Annotated in this window: 22 protein-coding genes; 11 read left to right on the forward strand and 11 right to left on the reverse strand. The window is 67.3% G+C overall.

Annotated features, from left to right (window positions below; translation table 11 throughout):
• Positions 1 to 132: 132 nt before the first annotated feature.
• Together ACFU5M_RS02610 and ACFU5M_RS02615 are read left to right on the forward strand one after the other, a co-directional pair.
• Entirely contained in the window at positions 133 to 1353 is a 1221-nt protein-coding gene (locus tag ACFU5M_RS02610; protein ID WP_379042514.1) for a PucR family transcriptional regulator, read from the forward strand.
• A 382-nt stretch (positions 1354 to 1735) separates the two neighbouring features.
• Complete coding sequence (locus ACFU5M_RS02615) at positions 1736 to 3088, forward strand: DUF5933 domain-containing protein (RefSeq protein ID WP_379042517.1); 1353 nt, start codon at positions 1736 to 1738, stop codon at positions 3086 to 3088.
• 95 nt (positions 3089 to 3183) lie between these two features.
• Here ACFU5M_RS02615 and ACFU5M_RS02620 read toward each other — a convergent pair whose 3' ends face one another.
• Genes ACFU5M_RS02620 through ACFU5M_RS02645 form a run of 6 tightly spaced genes read right to left on the reverse strand, consistent with a single transcriptional unit; the run spans position 3184 to position 8684 of the window.
• Positions 3184 to 4593 carry an AMP-binding protein gene (locus ACFU5M_RS02620; protein WP_379042520.1) on the reverse strand — a complete coding sequence of 470 codons (1410 nt, stop codon included), beginning with the start codon at positions 4591 to 4593 and terminating at the stop codon, positions 3184 to 3186.
• A complete protein-coding gene (locus ACFU5M_RS02625; protein ID WP_379042523.1) occupies positions 4586 to 5188 on the reverse strand; it encodes an energy-coupling factor transporter transmembrane component T family protein in 603 nt (200 codons plus the stop codon). Before ACFU5M_RS02625 ends, ACFU5M_RS02620 begins: the two co-directional genes overlap by 8 nt.
• Entirely contained in the window at positions 5185 to 5865 is a 681-nt protein-coding gene (locus ACFU5M_RS02630; RefSeq protein ID WP_379042526.1) for an energy-coupling factor ABC transporter ATP-binding protein, read from the reverse strand. The genes ACFU5M_RS02625 and ACFU5M_RS02630 overlap by 4 nt, the downstream gene beginning before the upstream one ends.
• Positions 5862 to 6989: a thiolase family protein gene (locus ACFU5M_RS02635; RefSeq protein WP_379042529.1), complete on the reverse strand. Its 1128-nt coding sequence runs from the start codon at positions 6987 to 6989 to the stop codon at positions 5862 to 5864. The genes ACFU5M_RS02630 and ACFU5M_RS02635 overlap by 4 nt, the downstream gene beginning before the upstream one ends.
• Positions 6986 to 8107, reverse strand: a complete 1122-nt coding sequence (locus ACFU5M_RS02640) for a class I adenylate-forming enzyme family protein (RefSeq protein ID WP_379042532.1) — start codon at positions 8105 to 8107, stop codon at positions 6986 to 6988. The genes ACFU5M_RS02635 and ACFU5M_RS02640 overlap by 4 nt, the downstream gene beginning before the upstream one ends.
• The gene (locus tag ACFU5M_RS02645) at positions 8100 to 8684 is read right to left on the reverse strand and encodes a biotin transporter BioY (RefSeq protein ID WP_379042535.1); all 585 of its coding nucleotides are present in this window, start codon (positions 8682 to 8684) and stop codon (positions 8100 to 8102) included. The genes ACFU5M_RS02640 and ACFU5M_RS02645 overlap by 8 nt, the downstream gene beginning before the upstream one ends.
• A 181-nt stretch (positions 8685 to 8865) precedes the next feature.
• Between ACFU5M_RS02645 and ACFU5M_RS02650 the strand changes: the two genes are divergently transcribed.
• The 6 genes from ACFU5M_RS02650 to ACFU5M_RS02675 all read left to right on the forward strand — a co-directional run bounded on the left by ACFU5M_RS02650 (position 8866) and on the right by ACFU5M_RS02675 (position 14239).
• Positions 8866 to 9771 carry a hypothetical protein gene (locus ACFU5M_RS02650; protein ID WP_379042538.1) on the forward strand — a complete coding sequence of 302 codons (906 nt, stop codon included), beginning with the start codon at positions 8866 to 8868 and terminating at the stop codon, positions 9769 to 9771.
• Positions 9704 to 10477 carry a TrmO family methyltransferase gene (locus ACFU5M_RS02655; protein ID WP_379042541.1) on the forward strand — a complete coding sequence of 258 codons (774 nt, stop codon included), beginning with the start codon at positions 9704 to 9706 and terminating at the stop codon, positions 10475 to 10477. The genes ACFU5M_RS02650 and ACFU5M_RS02655 overlap by 68 nt, the downstream gene beginning before the upstream one ends.
• A 178-nt stretch (positions 10478 to 10655) precedes the next feature.
• Complete coding sequence (locus ACFU5M_RS02660) at positions 10656 to 10838, forward strand: hypothetical protein (RefSeq protein WP_379042544.1); 183 nt, start codon at positions 10656 to 10658, stop codon at positions 10836 to 10838.
• Positions 10838 to 12175 (forward strand): radical SAM protein, encoded by a 1338-nt coding sequence (locus ACFU5M_RS02665; RefSeq protein ID WP_379042547.1) that lies wholly within the window; start codon positions 10838 to 10840, stop codon positions 12173 to 12175. The genes ACFU5M_RS02660 and ACFU5M_RS02665 overlap by 1 nt, the downstream gene beginning before the upstream one ends.
• Positions 12165 to 13562, forward strand: a complete 1398-nt coding sequence (locus tag ACFU5M_RS02670; RefSeq protein WP_379042550.1) for a B12-binding domain-containing radical SAM protein — start codon at positions 12165 to 12167, stop codon at positions 13560 to 13562. The genes ACFU5M_RS02665 and ACFU5M_RS02670 overlap by 11 nt, the downstream gene beginning before the upstream one ends.
• Positions 13559 to 14239: a class I SAM-dependent methyltransferase gene (locus tag ACFU5M_RS02675; RefSeq protein WP_379042553.1), complete on the forward strand. Its 681-nt coding sequence runs from the start codon at positions 13559 to 13561 to the stop codon at positions 14237 to 14239. The genes ACFU5M_RS02670 and ACFU5M_RS02675 overlap by 4 nt, the downstream gene beginning before the upstream one ends.
• A gap of 1 nt (position 14240) precedes the next feature.
• On the opposite strand, the gene ACFU5M_RS02680 is transcribed toward ACFU5M_RS02675, so the two are convergent.
• Positions 14241 to 14939 (reverse strand): NUDIX hydrolase, encoded by a 699-nt coding sequence (locus ACFU5M_RS02680; protein WP_379042556.1) that lies wholly within the window; start codon positions 14937 to 14939, stop codon positions 14241 to 14243.
• A gap of 132 nt (positions 14940 to 15071) precedes the next feature.
• Here ACFU5M_RS02680 and ACFU5M_RS02685 point away from each other — a divergent pair, with 132 nt between their 5' ends.
• The gene (locus ACFU5M_RS02685; protein WP_379042559.1) at positions 15072 to 16802 is read left to right on the forward strand and encodes a DUF3556 domain-containing protein; all 1731 of its coding nucleotides are present in this window, start codon (positions 15072 to 15074) and stop codon (positions 16800 to 16802) included.
• Positions 16803 to 16825: 23 nt separating this feature from the next.
• Here ACFU5M_RS02685 and ACFU5M_RS02690 read toward each other — a convergent pair whose 3' ends face one another.
• From ACFU5M_RS02690 to ACFU5M_RS02705, 4 genes are all read right to left on the reverse strand, one after another.
• Complete coding sequence (locus ACFU5M_RS02690) at positions 16826 to 18871, reverse strand: TerD family protein (RefSeq protein WP_379042562.1); 2046 nt, start codon at positions 18869 to 18871, stop codon at positions 16826 to 16828.
• Positions 18872 to 19154: 283 nt separating this feature from the next.
• Positions 19155 to 19988 (reverse strand): aminoglycoside adenylyltransferase domain-containing protein, encoded by an 834-nt coding sequence (locus ACFU5M_RS02695; protein WP_379042566.1) that lies wholly within the window; start codon positions 19986 to 19988, stop codon positions 19155 to 19157.
• A gap of 33 nt (positions 19989 to 20021) precedes the next feature.
• Entirely contained in the window at positions 20022 to 20429 is a 408-nt protein-coding gene (locus ACFU5M_RS02700) for a hypothetical protein (RefSeq protein ID WP_379042569.1), read from the reverse strand.
• Between the two features lie 205 nt (positions 20430 to 20634).
• A complete protein-coding gene (locus ACFU5M_RS02705; protein ID WP_379042853.1) occupies positions 20635 to 21651 on the reverse strand; it encodes an alpha/beta hydrolase in 1017 nt (338 codons plus the stop codon).
• A gap of 590 nt (positions 21652 to 22241) precedes the next feature.
• Here ACFU5M_RS02705 and ACFU5M_RS02710 point away from each other — a divergent pair.
• A complete protein-coding gene (locus ACFU5M_RS02710) occupies positions 22242 to 22955 on the forward strand; it encodes a lysophospholipid acyltransferase family protein (RefSeq protein ID WP_379042856.1) in 714 nt (237 codons plus the stop codon).
• A 53-nt stretch (positions 22956 to 23008) separates the two neighbouring features.
• Complete coding sequence (locus ACFU5M_RS02715; RefSeq protein WP_379042572.1) at positions 23009 to 23737, forward strand: PIG-L deacetylase family protein; 729 nt, start codon at positions 23009 to 23011, stop codon at positions 23735 to 23737.
• The last annotated feature ends 13 nt before the right edge of the window (positions 23738 to 23750 follow it).

The following is a 23750-nucleotide window of genomic DNA, read 5'->3' on the forward strand; positions in this document are numbered from 1 at the left end:
TGTGACCGTTCACAACCCCGCACCGACCGGTCCCTCCTGCTCTCACAGAACCTGTCGATCGGGTCCGCGACAACGATCGAGCGATTAGTGTGAATGCGCTGCACAGTAATCGTGGGCGGAAGGGAGTCGCCAATGTCCGTCGACAGTTCGGCCCGGCCTAGCCTGACCCTGTCGGGAAAGCCGATGTCGTCCCCGCTGAAGGATGTTCGCGGACTATCGCGTCAGATGGTCGGGCACTTCGTCGAGAACGTCATCCCGTGCGGAACCCTACCGGGTGACGCGATCGCCGGCGACGTCACCACCATCACCCGGGTATGCCTGGAGCTGGCGGTGAGCATGCTCGACGGAAAGGACCTCCCGGAGAAACTTCAGCGGCTCGGTGACGCCGCCGCGGGGTGGGCTCGGGAGGGAGTGCCGATCGACACCATCCACCACTCGATCCACGAAGGCTTCAAGATGGGCCTGGACCTGGTGGTGTCCAACGCGACGATGAAGGACTACGACGATCTCGTCGACGGCGCCAAGATGGTCGTCGAGATGCTCGACATGATCAACTCCGCGGTATCCATGGCTTACGTCCGTGAGCTGCGCGCGGTGGTCAGCGAGCACCACACCGCCGTGCACACGCTGACCTCCGCGCTGCTCGGCGGCCACAGCACCTCCACCATGGCGCGCGAGTGCGGCATCGCCATCGCGTCGTCGTATGCCGTTCTGGCCGTGGCGATCCCGCCGCACCGCGACGAACGCAACCCGATGGTGGACGGCAAGGTCGTCGCGCGCCGGAAACTGCGCCGGGTCCAGGCCGAACTCGCCACCCGCTGTGGCGAGGCCGCGCTGTCGCTGCTGAGCGTCGACGGCGGCACAGTGCTCATCCCGTCCGGCCATCTGGACAACGAGCAACTGGACACGCTGGTCACCCAGCTGTCACACGCCGCGCAGGTGGGCGTCACCGCGACCATGGTCGAGGCGACCCCCGAGAAGATTCCCACCGCCGCCGACCAAGCTCACGAACTGCTCGACATGGTGCAGCGCTTGCAGGCGATGGCCGGGCTCTACCGCTTCGACGAACTGGCGCTGGAATACCAGCTGACCAGACCGGGGCCCGGCCGCGAATATCTCGGCTCGCTGCTGGATCCGCTGGACGCCCACCCCGAGCTGCTGGAGACGCTGCAACGGCATATCGCCAACAACCTCAACCGGCAGCGCACGGCACGCGTGCTGCACGTGCACACCAACACCGTGGACTACCGGCTCAAGCGGATCGGACAACTCACCGGTTTCGACCCGTCGCAGCCGTCGGGCCTGTGGTACCTGCGCTCGGCACTGGTGGCCCGCACGTATCGCACCACGTGATCATTCGCCGAGCCGATCACGATTCGTCGCGGCCGGACCGCCTATCGGAATGCGGCTCACCGCGACGCCCGGCGGCGAGACCACGCTGCCGGGCGGTCGCTGCGCGGGCCGCGCGGATTCATCTGTGGCGACGGCACCGCTCCGCTCGGCGCCACGGCGATCCGTAGAGAGCCCCGCTACCGCGCAGCGATCAGCACCGCGGCATCGACGAAGGACCGATCGCGGAGAGCGTCCGGATGGAGGGACGGCCCGGAATCGGGGTCCAACGCCAGCCGGTAACGATCGATCCAGCCGCGTATTCCGCACCGTCGGCCACGGCACCCGCCCACGCGCGGACGTCTCCCCGTACATACGCCGTTAATGTCCTGTTTACGATGTCTCGGTGCTTGTGAACGACGTACTAGGGAGCTCGACCCCACCGAGCGAGCAAGTGGGCAACGAAGAGCTCCGGGAGCGTCGGTCGCGGCCGGTGGTCGTATGGTGCGGTATCGCGGCCATCGTGCTCGCACTGGTCGGTGGTGAGTTCGTGGCCGCGCACATCGGTGCGCTGGGACCGCTGACCAGCCTGCTGCGCGACTATGCCGGAACGCCGAAGTCGGCGACCACACCGTGGGCCGGGTTCCTGCTGGCCTTGGCCGGGATCACGGTTCGCGCCCGGGTCGGCGCCGTCGCCGCGGCGGTCGCCATCGACCTGGTGTTCGTTCTGATCAGGACGGCCGAGGGACGGCCGTTCACCGTCGGCAACGGTCCGACCCTCGTGCTGACCGCACTGGCGGTGATCGCGTTCGTGCGGTGGGACGAGCAGCGACGCCGCACGGCGTTGCGCACCATCGCCTTCGGCGCCCTGCTGATCTCGGCGACGAAGATCAGCGAGATCTGGCTGGACATCACCGCGTGGGCCTGCCCGATGGTCCTCGACCCCTACGTGCAAGTCGCCGATCGCGCCCTCGGTAACCCGTCGTGGCTGGTCGGGCACGCGCTCGACGCGGCGGGACCAGTGGCCTCGGGCGTGGTGCGCTGGGTGTACTTCGAGCTTCCGCTGGCGGCCGTGCTGGTCGCGGCCTGGCAGTTGCGCGGCGTGACGACCGGGGCTTGGCCACGGCACTACCTGGTGCGAACGTTCTTGACGCTCGGGGTCGTCGGGCCGATCTGGTATGTGGTGTTCCCGGTGGTGGGTCCGGTGCTCGCGTACGGACCGCAAGGGCTGGGCTTCCAGATCGCCGACGTCTGGCCGAATGTCGTTCCCGCGGTGCCGTCGTCGATCGAAGCGCTGCGCTTCGACGCCATCACCCCGCGCAACTGCATGCCGTCCCTGCACACCGCCTGGGCGCTGTCGCTGTTCATCCACTCCCGGCGCGGCCCACTGTGGTTGCGCTGGGGCGGCGCGTTCTGGCTGGTGTGCACACTCCTCGCGACGCTCGGCCTCGGCGCCCACTACGGTGTCGACCTGATCGTGGGCGCGGCGTTGTGCCTGACGGTCGAATCCGCGCTGCGCGATCCGGACCGAGGGTGGGATCGCCCCCGAATCCGGATCGTCGCCATGGGAGTCGCGGTCTGCACCGGTGTACTGCTGAGCATTCGATTCCTCGCCGTGCAGATGGCGTCGTACCCGATTCCGTGCGGAATCGTGCTCTTGGGTGCGTTCGGTGCGTTGGCGATCATGTTCTACACCACGTGGTTCGGCACGTCATCAGCGCAACCGGTCCGGGTGGCCGATCCGTCAGCGACGCTCTGAACGCTGCACGGCGGCGCGTCTACTCGTCGCGCCGCCGTTTCGGCGACCCAGCCGAGCCCGCATCGACCGGTATACCCGGGCCGAAGCGTCCGCCCTCAGTGATCTGCCTCGCCGGCGCGACCGCCACGGCGGTGCGCGGCCAGTCTCGAGGCCAGCGCTGCCCGATCCAGCTTGCCCCGCGGTGTGCGCGGCAGACTGTCCACGACCAGGACCTGCACCGGCATACTCGGACTGGGCAAAGTCGCGCGCAACCGCCGCCAGATCTCCTCGGCGGCGGGTGCGTCCGCACCCACCACGATCGCCGCCGCGGGCGCCTCTCCCATGCGCGCGTCGGGCACACCGATACAGGCGGCCTCGGCGACACCCGGTATCGCCGTGAGCGCCGCTTCGACAGCGGCGGGTTCCACGTTGAGACCGGCCCGGATCAGCATGTCGCTGTCCCGGCCGAACAGCCGCAGCCGGTTGCCGACAACCTCGCCCCGGTCGCCGACCGTCATCCACCCGTCGACCGGACCGCCGACCACACCGTCGGCGGTGAGGTAGCCGTCGAACAGCATGTCGCTGCGCACGTACACCAGACCGTCGCGAACGTGCGCCTCCACGCCGGGGAACAGTTCGCCCGCCGACTTCTCGTCCGTGCTCCCGAGCCCGCGATCGAACGAGACGAAGCTCGTTTCGGACGCACCGTAGAAGTGCACGAGCGAGGCGTTGGGCAGAACCTCCTGCAACGCTTGCCGCGCGGTGCGCGGCCACCGGGCCGCCGAGGACAGCACTTCCCGGACACCGCCGATCGGACCGATACCGGCGCGCACCACGTCCCACGCGATCGTCGGCACCGAATACAGATGCGTCGCAGCATCATTCAGTGCATCGGTGGCCGGTCGCAGATCGACCGTCGCGCCCCGGGTCAAGGCGTGCAACGCGCCGTAGAGGAAATGCGTGTGGTCCAGCACGCCGGGCACCGACACCCGGTCCCCGGCGCCGACGTCGAACGCGCGATCGGAGCGATCCAGCGTGGTGGCCCACGACAGGTGGTCGCGCACGAAGAGTTTCGGTTCACCGGAGGTGCCGGAGGTGATGCCGACCAGCAGTTCGGCGCCCGGCTCCACCCGGCCCACCGGACCCTCGGATTCCAGTGCGGCGGCGGTCCGCACAGTTCCGTCGAATCCCAGCCGCCGCAATCGCCGATGCTGCTGCGGCGCGGCCACGACCGCTCCCGGCTCGGTGAGCGCGAGCACCCGGCCCAGCTGGGCGGGCAGTAGATGACGATGCAGCAGGACGACGCTCACCCCGGCGTGCATCGCCGCCGTCACCGCCACCAGCGATGCGACATCGGAGGTGGGGAGGACGGCCACCCGGCGCATGTCACCGAGTCCGGCCGCGACACGGACGACCTTCGACCAGAACCGCTCGTAATCCACCTGCTCGCGTGCCGAGATCACGGCGGTCGCGGCCGGATTCGCCGCGACCTGCCGGGCGATCCGCGCGGCGAGCAGTTCAGTCATCGTCCACTCCCCGCGCCGCGAGGGCGTCGCCCATCGCGTCGGCCGTCCGCAACGCCCGCACCAGCACCGGCGTGACCAGCGCCGTCATCGACCATTGCAGGCCACGAGCGCGCCGCGCCTCCGCGACGTCGTGCACGATCCCGGCCAGCAACGGGACACACCGGATGGCCAGAGCCAGCAGCAGGCCGATCCGCTCCGGATCGACACCGACCCTGCGCAGCGGACCGAGCCACCGGGTCACGGCATCGAGCATGTCGGTCACCCGCGTGGTGAGGGTGAACAGCGCCGCCAGCGCCACCGAGACCACCAGCACCCCGCACACCACCGCTGCCCGCGCGGGCGAGCTGATCAGCATCTGGAAAGCGGCGATCAGCAACAGCATCCACACCAAGGGACGCAGTTGTGCCAGCGCGACTCGCCAAGGGATCCCGGCCACCGCGAACAGTCCCGCCACCATCCCTCCGACGGCCAGCACCTGCGGCGGAGTCCGCGCGAAGACCGTGGTGGCCACGATCGACCCGAGCAGCAGCACCAGCTTCACCCCGGCCGGTATCCGATGCAGCGGCGAATCACCCGGACGGTACAGGCCGATCATTCGACCGCTGCCCGGTATGCCGCGACGGCGTCACCGGGTGCTCCGTCGAACGCCACCGCGCCGTCGTCGATCACGATGACACGTTCGAAGCTCTCCAGCAACGAAAGCTGATGCGTCACGACGATCACCTGCTGATCGACATCGTCCAGCGCGTCGGCGACGAGCCTGGCGTTGCGCAGGTCCAGCAGCGTGGTCGGCTCGTCGGCCACGATCACCTCCGGCCGCCGGATCAGGACGGCGCCGAGGGCGAGCAGCTGTTTCTGGCCGCCGGACAACAGATGTGCGGGGTGCTCGGCGTGGCCCGTGAGCCCGAAACGTTCCAGGATCTCCCGGACGCGCGCCGCGACCTCCTGCTTGCTCAACCCCGTCCGCCGCAGGGAGAAGGCGAGGTCTTCGGCGACCGTGGGCATGACGATCTGGGTATCGGGGTCGGTGAACACGAACCCGACCTTCCGCCGCACCCGCGCGCCCTTGCGGGAGGCGTCCACGCCGTCCACCGTGACCGTGCCGGAACTCGGCGCCAACAGGCCGTTGATCATGCGCGCCAGAGTCGATTTGCCGGAACCGTTGGACCCGATGATGCCGACGCGGCGCTCGGTGATCCTCAAGTCGATGTCGCGCAGCACCTTCCGCTCACCGAAACGGTGGTGCACCGAATCGAAGACGATCTCACTCATGACACTCGCTCCACCAACACGGCGATGCCCTGCCCGCCGCCGATGGCGCAGGCCGCGAGACCGAGCGCCGGGCCGTCCGCCCGCAGCATCCGGCTCGCCAGGCGCACCAGCAGGATGGCTCCGGACGCGCCCCACGGGTGACCCATCGCGATGGCGCCGCCCTGCGGGCAGATCTTCGACTCGTCGAGGCCCAGTTCGTCCGCCACCGCCAGCACCACCGACGCGAACGCCTCGGTGATCTCGATGACGCCGAGGTCCGCCACACCGAAGCCGGTCCGGCGCAGGAGTTTGCGGATCGCCGGCACCGGCCCGAGACCGGGGAACGCGGGGTCGGATCCGGCGACCGCGCAGCCGAGGATCCGCAACGCGGGCAGCCCGGCGGCCATCGACTCGTTGGTGACCGCCATGACCGCGGCTCCGTCGGAGATGCCGCAGGAATTGCCGGCGGTGGCCGTGCCGTCGACCCCGAAACTGGGGCGCAGGCGCGCGAGCCTGGTCGTGGTCATGCCCGCCCGGATACGTTCGTCCCGGTGCACGTCACCGACCGGCACGATCTCCGCGGAGAAGTCGGTGGCCGCGGCGAGCGTGTGCGAACGGGCCGCGTAAGCGTCCTGTCGCTCCCGGCTGATGCCGCGCGCTCGCGCGAGATCGTCGGCGGCCGCGCCCATGTCCGGATCGGGAAAGCCGGGCGGCGCGAAGGGAGCTCGGGTGTAGCGCACGGGCTCGGCGTCGGCCACCGGCGGCCAGAAGCGCCACGGAGCGGTACTCGCCGATTCGACGCCTCCGGCGAGGATCAGCTCATCCGCGCCGCTGCGCACCCGCAACGCCGCCTGCATCACCGCGTCCAGCCCCGACCCGCACTGTCGATCCACGGTGACACCCGGGACGTGCACCCCGAGTCCCGCCCGCAACGCGGCGACCCGGGCGGGATCGCCGCCGGGTCCCAGGCAGTTGCCGAGCACCACGTCGTCCACTTCGGCGTCGATGCCCGCGCCGCGCAGCGAGGCCAGCACGGCGCGCAGCACGGGAGCGGCAAGGTCGGTGACGGTCAGCTCGGCCAATCCATGTCCCGCGTTGCCGATCGGCGTGCGGCGCGGCGCTACCAGAACGGGAACCGGGCTCATGTCAGCAAGTCTTTCAGCCGACCCCTGGCGACCTTTCCCGCGGCGGTCCGCGGCAGCGCGGGCAGTGGCACCCATCGCCGCGGCACGGCCTCCTTGGCCAGTACGCGGCGTGCTCGCGACCGGATCTCGTCCAGCCCGGCGCCGCCGTCCAACTGCACCGCGGCCGTGACGGTTTCACCGAAGACGGCATGCGGTGAGCCGATCACGGCCACCGCGGCGATGCCGTCGAGTGATTCGAGGACGCGCTCCACCTCCTCGGCGATGACTGTGGTGCCACCGACATTGATCGCGCACTCCCCCCTACCCAGCACGGTCAGCGCGCGATCGTCGCCCAGTTCGGCGAAGTCGCCGACCCCGAACCAATCGGGCGCGCCGAGCACGCGGTAGGGCGATCGAACGTAGAGCAATCCGCCACGCACTTCGGCATCGACTCCGTCGAGCAGCCGCATCGGCTCGGGAACGCGCCGCGCCGCTACCAGCGAGACCTCCGAGGAGCCGTAATACTCGACGATCTCGACATTGCCGGCCGCCGCCAGCGCACCGTCGTCGAGCGCGATGCCCGCGACGATCGCGGTGCGCAGGCGCGGGCAGGTGCGCAGCACCGCCCGCAGTACCGCGGGAACCGCGTGCACCACCGTGGCTCGCGCCGGGTCGTCGGTGACGCACGCGCCGCGCCACAACGCGTGCAGCGCGCCGAACAGATGCATGGTCGCGTGCAACGGCCCGGTGATCAGCACGCGGTCGGCCGGTCGCACACCGGTGATGGCCGTGAACTCCGGAAAGCTGTCGTACCAGGAGGCGGCCGTTCGCGCGAGCGGCCGGGGGCGACCGGTGGAGCCCGACGTCGCGACCAGAAGGAACGCCGCAGGCGGTATGCCAGTGCGATGTGGGCGCGCGGCGGGATTCTCCACGAAGACCGGGATACCGCGCCGTGCGGCGGCGCAGACGCAGATCAGCGCGTCCGGGACCGATAGAGCGGACGCGTCGTAGCAGGCCGCGTCCGGGTTCCGGGCGATCCATTGCTCGATGGCCCGGTCGAGTTCGCGGTAGGTGTAGGCGCGGCCGCCGAAGTCGATGGCAGGCGCGTCGCCCGCGCCGCCGAGTTCCGGGCTAGGCACGGATCAGACCGGGATACGCGCGGTGCACTCCTTTGGCCACGACACTCGCGACGACGACTTTGAGCAGGTCACCGGGAATGAACGCGAAGTTGGTGGTGACAGCGGCCCCGACCCCCAGATCCGTGCGCAGCAGCAGGCCCACCGTGCCGCACAGGTAGATGATCAACAGGCCGCCGACGGCGTTGATCAGCAGGCCGAGCGCGATCGGGTACTTGGGCAGGATGCGGGCGGTGCACACGCCGATGAACAGCGCCGCGGGAATCCAGCCGATCAGGTACCCGGCGCTGGGGCCCGCCAGCGCCGTCAGACCGGTACGGCCGCCGGACAGCAGCGGCAGGCCGATCATCGTCAGCGTCGAGAAGACGACCACCGCGGCCGTCCCCTTACGTGCCCCGAGCACCGCACCCGCCAGGATCACACCGAGGGTCTGCACCGTGATCGGCACCCCGCTGAACCCGACCGTGATCGCGCCCGGCAGGCCCAGCGCCGCGATCAGCGCCGCGAAGACGGCGATCTGCGCCATGTCCCGCGCGGACATACCAACCCTCGGCTCCCGAGAGTCCTCGACACCCTCCACGACAACCCTCCGCATAGAACTTGAACGACGTTCAAGGTAGCAGGCCGGATATGGTCTCGCGCGGGCACAGCCCGGCTCCGCCGCGCAGAAACCTTCGTTTCGATCTGTCCTCCGATCGCCGGACAGATTTTCCGGACCCGGGCGGCCAGACTCGTCCGATGACCAGCAAAGGCCGTCGATCGTGCTGACGGCAGGCGGCCGAGACGCGGACGAGCTGCGTGCGCGGGCGGCCGAGGCGGTGACCGAGGCCATCGCGGCCTATCTCCGTGCCGACGAGTCGGCCCGCGTCGCGGCGTCGCCGACTCCCACCCGCGGACAGCTCGAGCTCCTCGACATCGGGGTGCGGCGGCACATGCTGCGGCTCGAGGCGAACGCGGCGGTAGCGCCGCCGACTTCACCGCCCGCGTCCAGCACGCATTACCGCACGGTCCGCGCACAGCTCGACATTCTGTCGGCGCGCCACGCCTTCGCCGGTATCGTGACCGCTCGCGTGCTGATCGAACACTGCCAGCTCGCCGCTGTCGATGCAAAGCACGGCCGTCTCGCGGCGGCCACGGCCATCGTGGACGAGGTGGGCGCGCGGCTGCGGCAGCCGGAACCGGAACTGACCGCGGTGGTCCGCGCCGAGGCATTGCCCGTGCTCGCCCTGCTGCGGTTCCACAACGGCGACCACGCCACCGCCGAGCGACGATTACGCGAGGCCCTGGATGTCTGTCACACCCTGAGCCTGGAATACGGCCACGACTATCTCACCGGCAAACAGCTGCACTTCGCGGTGAATATCGCGCGGTGCCGAACCGCGCGCGGTGACATCGACGGCGCTGCCACGCTACTGGCACACGTGGAAGCTGTGACGAACGGAAACCGCGCACCGTGGCCCTTCTCCGGGGGGAGCGCCCTCGCCGTGCCGCTCCCCGGTCGTGCCGGTGCGGTGATGGCCGACCTGATCCGTCGCGAATACGCGCGGCTGCCCGCCCGCGCGCTCGAATCCCACCGACCAGGAGTAGAGCATGATCCCGATGGCACCGGCCCTTCCCGTTTTCGATCCGATCGGCGTGGTGCGCTGCGCCGCAGGGACGATCGATGACGTTCCCGCCGAGGGGCTGCCGTCACGGGTGCTCCTGGACGAGCGGTATCTGGAAGCACTCGACGGCATCGAGCCGGGTGATCACCTGTACGTGATCGCGGTTTTCCACCTGGCCGATCCAAAGGTGCTGACGGGCAGCCCGGGCACGCGACATGCGCAGGGCGCGTTTTCGATCCGGTCGTCGTGCCGGCCCAATCTGCTCGGCATGACACTGAGCCGGGTCCTCGACATCCGCGGTACCGAGATCTCGTTCGAATGGCTGGATTTCGTGGACAACTCGCCGGTGCTCGACATCAAGAGGTACAACTGGCGCTGGGAATGCGTACCGTCGACGCGGCGGCTGGACCGCCGGTTCATCGAACGGCAACTCGACCATCGGACACTGGCCACCGTGCTCGCCCGTCCGGCCTACAACTTCCACGGCGAGCGTTGTGCTCGGGTCGGCCAAGCGGGTGCTCTGGCGGCCACCCTGGTGCAGGACTACGACCTGTGGCTGGGCAATCCCGCACTCCGGGTGCACGTCCGGGCCGACGGCCATCTCGTGGACTGCGTACAGGGCCTCACCGGCGCGACTTTCGGCAACGACCGGCTGGAGGTGACGCTGTCGGACACCGACGAGCCGGTCGTCGTATTCACCGAATCCGAACGCAGGATCCTCGCGCGCGGGACAGGAACGGACTGGATCATCACGCAATCGGCCGAATAACATATCCGGCACCGAACAGCAGTCGTGCGAACGAATGACATCCGACCGAATGAATTCTGCGGACACGCGGACGACACGCCATTTTCCGAGACGAACCATCCCGACAACCGACAGCACTGCCGCACCACACTCGGTACTGTCTTCTCGTATTCCAGAAATCCAATCGGGAGCCGAACTCATGTCCGAAACTCTGCTCAGCGACATCAAATCCGACCGGGTCACGCTGAATCTTCTGTTCGACTCGGCAGACTTCTCTTGCGAATCCCGCCACGAGCCCGATCACACGGTGCGGATCGGCGCGCCCACGGTTCAGGACAATCGCATGTGCGCGCAATGCGTCGGGGAATGCAAGGTGTTCTGATGTCCGACGCTCGGTTCAAGATCGCCGAGGAGGTGTTCGTCGTCGATGTCGACGACGGCCACCTGCTCTACGCACCGTTCGAGGGCATCATCAGCCGCCTGACACCGCAGACGGCCGCCGAGCTGCGCTCGCAGGGAGGTTCGGCGAGCCACGAAACCTTGCGTCATCTGCACGGACTCGGGCTCATCGTGCCTGCCGACACCCCGAATCCCGCCCCCGTGGGCACCTGGGACGAATCGTTCGCGCCGACCGGGGTGGTCTACATGGTCACCGCCGCCTGCAATCTCCGCTGCACGTACTGCTACGCCGACGCCGGTGACTATCCGGTCAACCTGTACAACCGGCAGATGGCGTTGGACGCCGCGAAGTTCGTGATCGACAACGCGGCGGCGAGCGGCGCCGACACCGCCCACCTCAACTTTCACGGCGGCGGCGAACCGACACTCGATTTCGATCTGATCCGCACGGTGGTCGACTGGGGCCGGGAGTACGCACGCAAGGAAGCGGGCGACCTGCACGTCGACGCCAGTATGGTCACCAACGGGTTGATCAGCGACAGCAAGGCGCAGTGGATCGCCGACAACATGGACAGTGTGCAGGTGTCGCACGACGGTCCCGCGCAGATCCACGATCTGCAGCGGCCGACCGTCCGCGGCGGTGCGTCCTATTCCCGGGTGCGCGAGGTCATCGAACTGTTCACCGGACGGGTTCCGGACCTGATGATCAAGTCGACCATCAGCCGGGCTGCCGTCGGCAAGATGCCCGAGATCGCCCGATACCTCTGTTCGACGTTCGACCTGCCGCGTTTCCATCTGGGGCCGGTGCTCGGTACCGGCCGTGGCCGATCGGTATTCTTCGGCGAACCCGAGGCGCAGGAATTCGTGCGCGGCTATTACGCCGCCCAGGAGATCGCCGACGAATACGGCAGGACAATTGTGGTGTCGGGAGCGCTCACCACCTTCCCCCATGTCCGGCGGACTTTCTGCGGAGTCACCGATCCGAACTTCTCGTTGACCTCGGACGGCCATATCTCGAGTTGCTACGAGATAATGTACGACGACGACAAACGCGCGGCGCACGCCTACTACGGCCGATACAACCGGGAGACCCGGGAATTCGAGGTGGACGGCAACCGCATCGCCCGGCTGCGCTTGCACGATGTCAACAAGATCGCGAAATGCAAGAATTGCTTCGCGAAATGGCAGTGCGCGGGTGACTGTCAAGCACGCTGGTACAACTCGCAGACCGGCGATCTCGAACACGGAACCGATGTCCGCTGCGAGATCAATCGCACACTCATCCGCGATCGCCTGCTCTCGATCGTCAGTGTCACCTGAACGTGCCGTCACGGCGGTGGCGCAGCCGGTCGAGGCACTGCTGGTCAATATCCAGGACGGCTCGTCCCTCGCCTACCACCTCCCCTACGAGAACCTCCGGCTCGGCACCATCGGCGCCGCACTCGACCGCGCCGGGATCGGCTGCGCCTATCACGATTCCGCCGCCGATCCGGAGGGACTCGCCGCGGCGCTGGGCTCGCTGGCGCCACGACCGGTCATCGTGTTCGACACGCTCTACCGCATCTCGGACGGCGTCATCGCGGCCATCCTGACCGCCCGCGCCGTTCACCCCGAGGCTTGCGTGCTGGTGGTGGGCCGCGCTGCGGCCGCGGTGTCGATGCAGCCCGCGGTGGCCGATCAGGTGAACGCGGTGGCGGATTCCGGTGACGTCGACCGCGTGGTCGCGACCTGCCTGTCCCACTTCGGGCGGACGCAGGCCGCGACACCCGTCGGCTGGCAGACGATCACGCCGCAGCGCCGATTCCCCCACTTCGCCCGCGCACGGGGCGTCCTCGACGTCGAAGCGACTCGCGGTTGTATGCACGGGTGCAGTTTCTGTGCCGTCGACGGTGTGCCCGATGCGCCCCGCATCCGCCGGTGGCAGGCGCGCGACCCCGCCGACGTGGTCGCCGAGATCGCCGAACACGCTGTCGGCCGGAATATTCGGCGCGTGCAGTTCGTCGACGACAATTTCCTGGGCTCTCCCGGCGCGGTCGACTGGGCACGCCGGTTCGCCGGCGAACTACGCGGCGGGAACGTCGAGGTGTCCTTCTCCATCTACGCCCGGCTGGACCGCACACTCGATCGGGTACTAGACACACTGCGCTCGGTGGGGCTGGTTCAGGTGCACGCTGGTGTCGAATCCGGCTCCTCCTCGGTGCTGCGCCGCTTGCGAAAGGGCACGGCACCGGCGGAGTTGTCCAGGATGGTGCACCGTCTGCGGCAGCGGAACGTGGGGCTGGTCGCTTCGCTGATCGTCTTCGAGCCGCGCAGCACGCTCGACGAGTTGGCCGAGAGTCTGTGCTGGGTCGATGAACACCAGCTGCATCGGTCCTTCAGCCTCACCACGCTGATACCCTTCCGCAACACGCTCGCCCACCGAGAACTTCGTGCCCAGGTGATCGCCGAGCCGTCGACGTCGTTCGCACCACTGGGTTACCGGTTCACCGAACCGGACGTCGAGCTGGTCTACCGAGCGGCCGTCGCCCGCGAAGCGCGTCACGAGCGACTGAGCGACGGCGCTCTGGAGCGCTGGATGCGCAAACGTTTCGAATTCGAGGAACTTCTCGGACTGGGTCCGGAGCCCACCGAACTTCGCGACCTGGACCGATATCGGGCCGGTCAGATCGCGGCAATCCTCGACGACATCCGCCGGCTGCGCCCATGACCGGTCCGGGCGATCCGTTCGATGTCATCGCGGATGCGCACGACCACGCACGCTGGGATCGGCCACCCGCCCCATTCGACGCAGCGATTCTCGCGACGGTGTCCCGCTTCGCGGCCGATGCCGGTGACACCCCCGCGCTATTTCTGGGGTCCGGTTCCGGGCGCGAGGCTCTGGCGTTCGTCCGGGCGGGCCGACGGGTGATCCTCATCGACGTGTCCGCGCGCATGCTGTCACTGGCCAGGGCCAGGTACGGCGACTGTCCCGGGATCGACTATCGACGGCAGTCCGCGACGGAGTTCCTCGACGGCGACGACGGCCAGTACCCCTTCGTCTCCGCCATCGGTGAACTCCTCGGCTATGTTCGCGACCGGGCGGACCTGCTGAGCGGCATCCGCGCCCGGCTGAGCGACACGGGCGTCTGTGTGTTCACCTGGGTGGACGCGCGTCGACTGGCGCGCCGCGGCCTTCCCACCGAGGTCCGAACCGATGGGACGGTGATTTTCACCGAACGCGACGAACCACCGCTGCGGATCTCCGGATGGTCGCAGGCGCACATGCGCGCACTGATCGAGGTCGCAGGCCTGGACCTGGTCGAGGAGGTAGCCCCGGAGTCAGCGAGTCCTCGGCGCGGCTGGGTGGTGACGCCGTCGAAGCGGCGGCGCCCGCGGTCCGGGTGAGCTACCGATGGGTCCAGTCGGGTTGGGTGAAGTGAGCGACCCGGGCCGCAGACGGGGCCGTGCCGAGGAGGACGACTTCGCGGAACTGCCACAGCAGCGCGCCGGTCGGTGCGTGAATGGTCATCTTCGGGCCGAGCCGCATCTGCAACAGGCCGGCTTCGCCGGCCGCAGCGGCATCATCGCGCAGTTCCGCTTGCCGTACCGCGTCCTCGGCCCGGACCCAGCGTGGGGTGTCCTCGGCGGCGAGCCGGGCGAGGTCGACCAAGTGGACCGAGTGGACTTCGCCGGGGTTCGGCCGTAGTCGTGTGGCGTCGGTCAGCGCCAGAACGAGAGGCGTGATCGTGAAACCGGACGCGGCGGGGAAGTCGTCGAGCGCGCCGAGCAGATCACCGGGACGCGCGCGCAGACCCAGTTCTTCGTGCAGTTCACGCAGGGCGGCTTGTTCCGCGGTCTCGCCTTCGTCCAAGCGGCCACCGGGCAATCCCCACTGTCCGGCGTTGCGGCCACGGTAAGCCCGTTTGATGACGATCACCGCCGGCGGTCCACCGGGCTCTTCGACCACGCACAACACCACCGCCGCACGGCGTACACCGGGCGCGTCGGCGACCTCGATGCGCGGGAATCCCGCCAGCCGGGAGTGCGCGAGCACGCGGAATTCGTCGATGCTCCTTGGCAGCGGCACTCTCGGGGTCTGGTCCATGCCTCGATCTTGCCCCAGCCGGACAAGAGCTGCGCCGCGGGAGTCGTTGACAGCTAATGCCTCACCTGTCACCGTATCGGGAACCTCGGGGTCGCGGGCGTACCTCGGGCGTTCGCGATCGGAGCGTGCTTGATGGGGTTTCTCGAGCCCGACCTGCCCGTGGTCGACATGGCGGAATGGAGCAAGGGCACGCGCGGCGAGCGCATCCGTCCCATGGCCCGGCACTGGGCCGAAGTGGGCTTCGGGACACCCGTGGTGCTGCACCTGTTCTACGTCGGAAAGATCTGCCTCTATGTGCTCGGTGGCTGGCTGGTCGCGCTGGCCACCGCGGGCATCGACGGATTCACGAACGTCGGCGCCTGGTGGGCGGAACCGATCGTCTTCCAGAAGATCGTGCTGTACACGCTGCTGTTCGAGGTGGTGGGGCTGGGCTGCGGATTCGGCCCGCTGAACAACCGATACTTCCCACCGCTCGGATCGATCCTGTATTGGTTGCGCCCCAATACTATTCGGCTGCCACCCTGGCCGGACCGGGTGCCGCTCACCAAGGGCGACAACCGCACCCCGGTGGACATCGCCCTGTACGCGGCGCTACTGACGATGACGGCGGTCGCCCTGCTGTCCGACGGCACCGGCCCGATCCCGGAACTGGATACCACCGTGGGATTGTTGCCGCACTGGCAGGTCGCGGCCATACTCGGCCTGCTGGCGGTCATCGGCCTACGCGACAAGGTGATCTTCCTGGCCGCCAGGGGCGAGGTCTATGCCACGCTCACCGTCGCCTTCCTCTTCCCTGGAGCCGATTCGATCGTGGCGGCGAAGGCGGTTTTCGTCGTGATCTGGATGGGCGCGGCCACGTCGAAACTGAACAAGCACTTTCCTTTCGTGGTCTCCACGATGATGTCCAACAGTCCGGTGTTCCGGCCGAGACCGCTCAAACGCGCGTTTTTCGAACGCTTCCCCGACGATCTGCGGCCAGGACGGTTGTCCCGCGTCTTCGCCCACGGCGGCACCGTCGTGGAGATGTGCGTTCCGCTGGTGTTGTTCTTCTCCCCCGGCGGGTGGCCGACGGCCGTCGCGGCGTTCGTCATGGTGTGCTTCCACCTGGCGATCCTGACCGCCATTCCGATGGGCGTGCCGTTGGAGTGGAACGTCTTCATGATCTTCGGCATCGCCGCGTTGTTCGTCGCGCACGCCGACCTCGGCCTGGGCAGCCTGCGGAACCCGGTACCGGTGGCAGCGCTGTTCGTCGTGACCGCGAGCATCGTGATCGCCGGGAATCTCTTCCCGCGCAAGATTTCCTTCCTGCCGGGCATGCGCTACTACGCCGGGAACTGGGACACCACGATGTGGTGCATCAAACCTTCCGCCGCGGAGAAGATCGGCAGGAGCATCGTCGCGATTGCGAGCATGCCGCAGGCTCAGCTGGAGCGGTTCTACGGCAAAGACCGCGCGCAGATTCCGATGTACCTGGGATACGCCTTCCGGGCCATGAACACGCACGGCCGCGCACTGTTCACCCTCGTCCATCGCGCCATGCCGCCAGACCGCGAAGACGAGTACACCATCACCGACGGCGAACGCATCTGCAGCACCGCCGTCGGCTGGAATTTCGGCGACGGCCACATGCACAACGAACAACTCATCGCCGCCATGCACCGGCGCTGCCATTTCGAACCCGGCGAAGTACGCGTGGTACTCCTGGACGCCCAGCCGCTCCACAAGCAGACCCAGCAATACCGCCTCGTCGACGCGGCCACCGGCGAATTCGAACGCGGGGAAGTGAAAGTCGCCGACATGGTCACCCGCCAGCCCTGGGCCGACGATGTACCGGTCCGGGTGCACTACAGCGAACAGGGCTGATAACGCACCCGGGTGCAGAGAGTTCAAGCGTCGACCGGCACCACATCATCGGCGTTGGACGACTCCGGTTGCTTCGGAGCAGGCGGCACCCACCCGCGCAGCGGCTGCACAACCGATCCGTAGAAGGCGTCGGTCGCCGCTGTCACGCTGGCGATGAACGTCGCGGCGGTCCCCGAACCAGATCGCCGGTTGCCCATGGGGAAAGCCCGCTCCAGCGAGAATGACACGATCTCTCCTGCGCGGCCGTCGGTGAGCACCTTCGGATTCCCACGCACTGTGTCGAGATGCTCACATGCCTCATTGCCACGCACCGAGAACACCGCTTCGACCTGCACGTCGCCCGGAGCATCCTGGAGTTGCCTGAGCAACCACGACAGCCGACGACCGGCGGTACCCTCGTTCGGCGCGTCGAAGCTGGTACGGCAGCGAATCCTATTGGTTCGCACGTCTGCGATCACCATCAGATCGCCGGCGGTGTCCGGAATGCGCAACACAGCCTCGAAGGTACCCTCGCCTGCCAGTCTCTCCGCGACGGCAGCACTGCGTGCCGCCGGATCGGTGCGGTGCCGACGAGACAGGACGTGTTTGACGCCGACTCCGAGTTCAGCGGTCAGCCGCAGTGCGAGGTGCCGCGACAGCGACATCCAGGCATCAGCTACAGCGAGAACCTTTTGGTCGCCGGCGCGAAGGGTACCTGCCATCACCGCGTCACGAACGGCAACCCAGTGTCGGCCCATGTCGACGAATTCGCTGGCCCCGGAGCGGGGATGGCAGAGATAACGCAAGAATTCGCTCAAGATCCAGGCCTGCAAATCATCGTCGATACTGCCGTGCGACAGAAGCATTCGCGCTTCATGCATCACCTCCGCCCAAGACAGGTGCCGCAGGGCGATCTTCGCGAGCTTGCGGCGATCCACTTGGACGGGGAGCTCACCCGGACCGGCAGGCACATCATTCGACAAGCTGACCACCACGTCGTACTTGTTCTTGCGCGCTACTTCGAGGTAGCTCTCGAGCTGCTCCCGCCGCAGCTTGCCGTTGCCCGTTTTCACCTCGAGCAGGCCGGTCCAAACACGGCCGCCACGAATTACTTTGAGCACAGCATCCGGGATGACAGTCGAGTCTCCCCGCTGATACTGCACCTCGACGTACCCCTCGAACGAACCCGCCGGGGCTCCCATCCGGGCACACAGCGCTCGCGCGAACGGACGCACGGCCTGCATCGTGGCGATCAGCGCGGAGGTGGCACGCCGTTCCTGCTCCTCGCCGGCGCCGACACCGAACACCGAGAACAACCGAGCCGGCTGCCATGCCTCGTGTTCGGCGAGTTTGAACTCCATCGGCTTTGTTTTCTTGGCGACCCGCTTCGCAGTGCGCACCCCTTTGCTCCGCGGCGCCGGGGTATCCGCTCGGGAGGAACGACCGCCGACGACCTCCGGCGCGGAGGTATCGCTGGGACCCATGGGCGCCGGAACAACGGACTCCTGTCCCGCCACGGCCGCGCCGCCGAGTGACGGCTCGGTCGCATCCTGCCCGGAATCGTCGTCCACATCGACACCGAAATCCGCCGCCAATCCGGCCAAACCGGAATCCCAGCCTTGCCCCACCGCCCGGATCTTCCATTGAGCACCCCGGCGGTACACCTCACCGAACACGAACGCAGACTCACTGGTGGCGTCGGCGGTGACGTACTCGGCGAGCGAATGTCCCGCGCCATCCACCACCCGGAACGCGAGTTTGCCGAGCTGCCCGAAGGTGCCGGCGCCGACACTCCCGGCGAGCGCCACGGTGCGAACGGTGTCCGGAACCGTCGACAGGTCGATCGCGATTCGGGCCTGCGCACCCTCCTCGGTTGCACTCGTACCCAAGAAGCGCACCGAACCGTCCGGCGATTCGGGCTGGTTGTAGAAGATGAAATCGCCATCGCAGCCGACTTTTCCGTCCGCCCGAAGCAATAATGCGGACGCATCGATCTCGATCTCCGCCTCGGTCCAACCGAGAACGACGTCGATGCGGACCGCATCGTCCGGCAGCGACACATTCTGCCCTTTGGCCAGAATCGACGACATCAAGGATCCACCCTTCTACAATCCGAAAACGCGCAGTCACAGATAAATTCGCGATCAGCCGGTCCAAACCCGGCCCCACTGCATCGCAGGCAAAGAAGTGCGACGCACTGCTATTCGGGTGCGACTATCTGGCTGTTACACGGACACTTATAGTTTAATGCGCATATCCACATTTCGCCATGTTATGTGGGCGCATCCCGGTGACGGCGCGATCAGGGTGAACCCGGAACTTCGGATTGCGGCCTACTCGCCCGCGGCTCGATGCCCTGACGAAACGCAGCTGTTATCCGTCGGGGTATGTACCACTCCCCGGATCGCCGATTCCTGCGTGGGTTGCGGCTTCATCGACGCGCTCCCCCACCCAGGCCAGGAAGGTTCGAACGTCGTTGCTGGGCAGTGGAAGTGCTTCCGAGCGTGGGTGCTGGAAGCTGTGCAACGCGGTTTCGATGAGTGGGCGGAACTCTTGTTCGGACGTGGCGATCATTTGTGCGGCTTCGCGTTTGGCCAGCCAGCGACCCGTGCGGCAGAACGCTACCGTCCGGCAGCCGTTCAGCACCCGGTTGTCGCCCAGATGCCCCTCTCCCCCTGCGTGTTCCCGGACCGAAGCCTGCATCGCCGCATACAGGTCGCGCTCCGATGAGGCAGCGAGGACCTGCCGTACGGCCGTTCCATAAAGGAGACGCCCGGCCTGGTGAGCGATGGAACGGTCGATGACGTACCAGAAGTCCGCCGAATCCGCCGGATCGAAACTGACGCGGTTCGGCAACATCGGGCCGGTGTTGAGGTCCATCAGGTAACCAGCCGCGCCGCACGGTCTGCCTACGAAATCCGCGCCGTAGACCACCAGTTCCAGCCCGGCCGCAGGGCAGGGCAGGGCGGGATGGGCGAGAGATTCAGCCAGTTCCCGCAGTGCCCGTGCGGGGATCAGCGGGTCGGCGACGACTGTCACATCGACGTCGCTGCGTCCGTGTCGGTAGTCCTGCAGCGCGATCGACCCCACCGCGAAAACGCTGACCAGATGACGTCCACAAACGGCCAGGGTGCGACGCACGAGGCCGTCCAGGTAGGGACGCAACTCGGCCGGAAGAGACTGGGAGTCCACCAGGGCGTGAGTCATGCGGGCCAGTATCCGCCACGGCCGCGTTCGGGCCTACCGCCTGCCGCTGATCGGACCGGTCATCGCCAACAGCGGAATCCGGACCTTCCAGCGCTGGAGGATTGCCCGCTCATGCGCGGATCGCCGAGACTCACGGAAAGCGAGCCGTGGAATCGAGCCGGCCGGCTGCCCGCCCTCCCTCGCCGGGCCGTCAGTGCGGCAGGCCAACCCGTCAGCCAATACCGGCCACGAATTCTTCAGCGCCTCCTGCCGATAACCCCACGAATGGGTGCCGGTGGGCTGGAAATCGTAGGCGGCGGGGATGCCGAGGGCGTTGAGACGGTGGCGCATGTTGTGGGTGCACCAGTTCACCGCGGCCTCGATCACGCCGCCCAGCACCAGTTGGTTGAGGTAGCCGCGCGGTCCCGGCTGCGCGTAAGCGTCGTTGTAGACGTCGGACAACTCCGGAAAGACTCACCAGTGCTCGGCAGAACCGTAGAAGATGGAGCCGTCCTGTGATCGAGCGGGAAAATCACCATGATCGCCTGTCACAACTACTGGTGCGAGCAGGTCACTTCCAGCCGACCTTGCCCCACAGGCCGGTCGGCACAGCCCGCACTCACGTCATCTACCCAACGGCGTCCCAGGGAACCATCAGCATGGTTGCTCAATGCGGTAACCCCAGGCCATCGGCCAAGACTGGCCATGAAACCTTCAAAGCCTCTTGCCAATACCCCCATGAGTGGGTGCCAGTAGGCTGGAAATCGTAGGTCGCAGGGATGTCGAGAGAGTTCAAGCGGTCGCGCATGTTGTGCGTACACCAGTTCACCGCAGCCTCGATCAACCCGCCCAACACCAGCTGGTTCAGATAGCCACGCGGCCCTGGCTGGGCATATTCGCCGTTATAAGTGTCGTACATTCCGGGAACTCCGGTTCCGGTGGAGAGGAACAGGCGTATGCCGCGCAGCTGGTCGGCGTGCAGGTACGGATCATTGGCGGCCCACATCGGGTCCTCGGGCGGGCCGTACATGTTCTCGGTGTCGCCGCCGCCCCAGCTCTCCACCGCGAGTTTCACGAACTCGCGGCCGATCGGGTCACTGACCTGCGCGCAACCGCTGTAGGCCGCGACCGCCTTATACAGGCCGGGTTTGGCGATCGGCAACTGGAGTACGGAGGTACCGGAGGTCGACAGCCCCGCGATGGCGTTCACCCCGGTCGTGCCGAACTCGGCGTCGATCAGCGGCGGCAGCTCCTCGGTGAGAAACGTCTTCCATTTGTACACACCGAGTTTCGGATCAGGCGCCCGCCAGTCGGTGTAGTAGCTCCAGCGCCCACCCACCGGCTGTACGACGTTGACGTCCTTGTCGGCGAGGAAGCGCAGCACGTCGGTGTTCTTCTGCCAGGTCGCGCTGTCCTGCCCGCCGCCGCCACCGTTCAGCAGATACAACGTCGGCCGCGGCACCGAATGGTTTGCCGGGCGCAGCACCTTCACCATGATGTCCTGCCCCATCGCTGCGGAATGCACGCGAAACTGCACGGTGCGGTCGTCCTCCGCCCACGAACCGGTGATCGACGGCGCATCAGCACTCGCGGGAGCTGACGCCGTGACCGCGCCTGCGGTCACCGCGAGCACCGCCGCCAAGACGACGAGCGCGTGCCCCATCGACCGGCTGACCACTTCCATTCCCGCGCGTACTCTCACCGAATCGACAACAGGCGCAGCCACACGTCCGGCGTCGACATCGGAACTTCGTTTCATCGCTTGCCTTTCCTCCAGCCGATGCGTTCGTCTACCCGGCACCGATTCGGCTGCTCGGCGACCTACAAGCGCGGCCAACGCTAAAGCAGAAGAAGGTGGCGCACTTCCCCACTACGATGGGTCTGGACACCTCACGAATCGGCACGGATGCCCATGAGAGCGCGGCACAAGCACAGGTAAGACCTGGCGCGCGATTGCTCTGCCACCCATCCCGCACCGCCGCGAGCCAGAACGCGCCCTGACCGTGTCGCCCTACGATGACGCATCGTTCGCGGGACCATCCCATCTGCGTGGCCCGTTCTTCCTGGCTCATTGTGCGGGTAGGAGAAGGGGGCCGCTGCTGCTCGGCTTGCACGCCATGGCGGCGCAAGACGCAGCATCAGCGGGCTTCACCGCTCCTGGCAGTCGCCCGGTTTCGAGTACCGCACCGACCGCATGACCCGGCATGCTCGGTGCCGATCCGTAGCGGATAAGTTCGAATTGTGAATGAAATCGTCTACCCTGTTGCGGTTTCCATGGTGAAGGCCGTTCAGCGTGTATGGCGCCTGCGGACTCGGATAGTCGATGAATCACACCTACCCTGTGTCGGAGGTGCGGTGGTGGCCAGCAATCACGTGTCGTATCTGGACCCTTTCGCGATCGCCCTCGCCGCGGACAAGGTGGGCCGGACGGCAAGGTTCCTCTCGACGCAGGAGCATTTCGACCATCGGGTATACGGCGCTGCGATGCGCAGTATGCGGCACATCGCAGTGGGTTCCGGCGGGGATGGCGAAGCCTACCGCGCCGCGACCGCCGCGCTCGCCGCAGAGGAGTTCCTCGTGGTGTTTCCGGAAGCGACGATCGCACGATCGTTCACCGTCCAGCGGTTACGGACCGGAGCAGCACGGTTGGCGGCAGGGTCAGGGGTGCCACTGGTGCCGGTGGCAGTATGGGGCACACAGCGGCTATGGACCACGAACCATCGTGAGCTGAATCAGCGGGGTCTACCACTCACGGTGATCGTGGGTGAGCCGATGTTCCCCGCGGCCGACGACGACCCGGACGACGTCACCGTCCAGCTGCGTGAGCGTATGAAGCAACTGCTGGACCGGGCACAACGGGAGTACCCCGACTCCGGAAAGGGACAGTGGTGGCAACCCCGTCATCTCGGCGGGTCCGCACTCACCCCTGCCGAGGCTGTGGCCCTGGACGCCGCGGAGAATGCCGCACGGGATCGGCGCGAACCGTGACATCCCGAACCCCCGTCGAGTGGCTCGGCGCGCCGGACACGCCGTGGGTCTTCGTGCACGCGCACCCCGACGACGAATCACTGTTGACGGCGGGAACAATGCGCAGGGTCAGCGAAGCCGGCCGGCGCACGGTCGTCGTGTTCGCGACCGATGGCGCCGCGGGCCTCGCGGATTCGCCACCAGGTCCGCGGCTCGCAGCGCGTCGGGAGGGGGAGGCATTGGCATCAGCCGCAGTCCTGGGATGTGACCGGGTGGAATTCCTGCGGTACGCGGATTCCGGACTCGACGGTCGCGTGCCGGGCGGCTTCTGCGGCGTACCTGTCGCCCAGGCGGCCGAGCGGCTTGCCACACTCTTGATCGAGGAGCGAGCCGGCGTGGTCACCTCTTATGACGCATCCGGAGGTTACGGACATCCCGATCACGTCCAGGTTCATCAGGTGGTCGCGGCGGCGGCGCGGCAGGCCGCCACACCGTTGTTGCTGGAAGCGACAGTCGATCGCGATCAGCTACTGAGGGTATTGCGCTTGGTGAATGCTGTCGGATTGTTGCCCTCGGGGGTGGCGATGGATCGGTTCAGCACGAGTTTTGTCCCCGGCGCGGACATCACCCACCGGGTCGACGTGCGACGCTTCGCGAGCGTCAAACGCGCCAGCATGATGGCCCATGCCAGCCAGGCGGGTGGCGGTGACGGCTTGCGCACCCTGCGCTTGTTGCAGCGGCTACCGATGCCGCTGTTTCGACGGATCTGCGGCACGGAATGGTTTGTCCAGCGCGATGTTTGATCTCCGCGTAGAG

The sequence above is a fragment of the Nocardia sp. NPDC057455 genome, from assembly GCF_042802775.1.
Lineage (GTDB): Bacteria > Actinomycetota > Actinomycetes > Mycobacteriales > Mycobacteriaceae > Nocardia.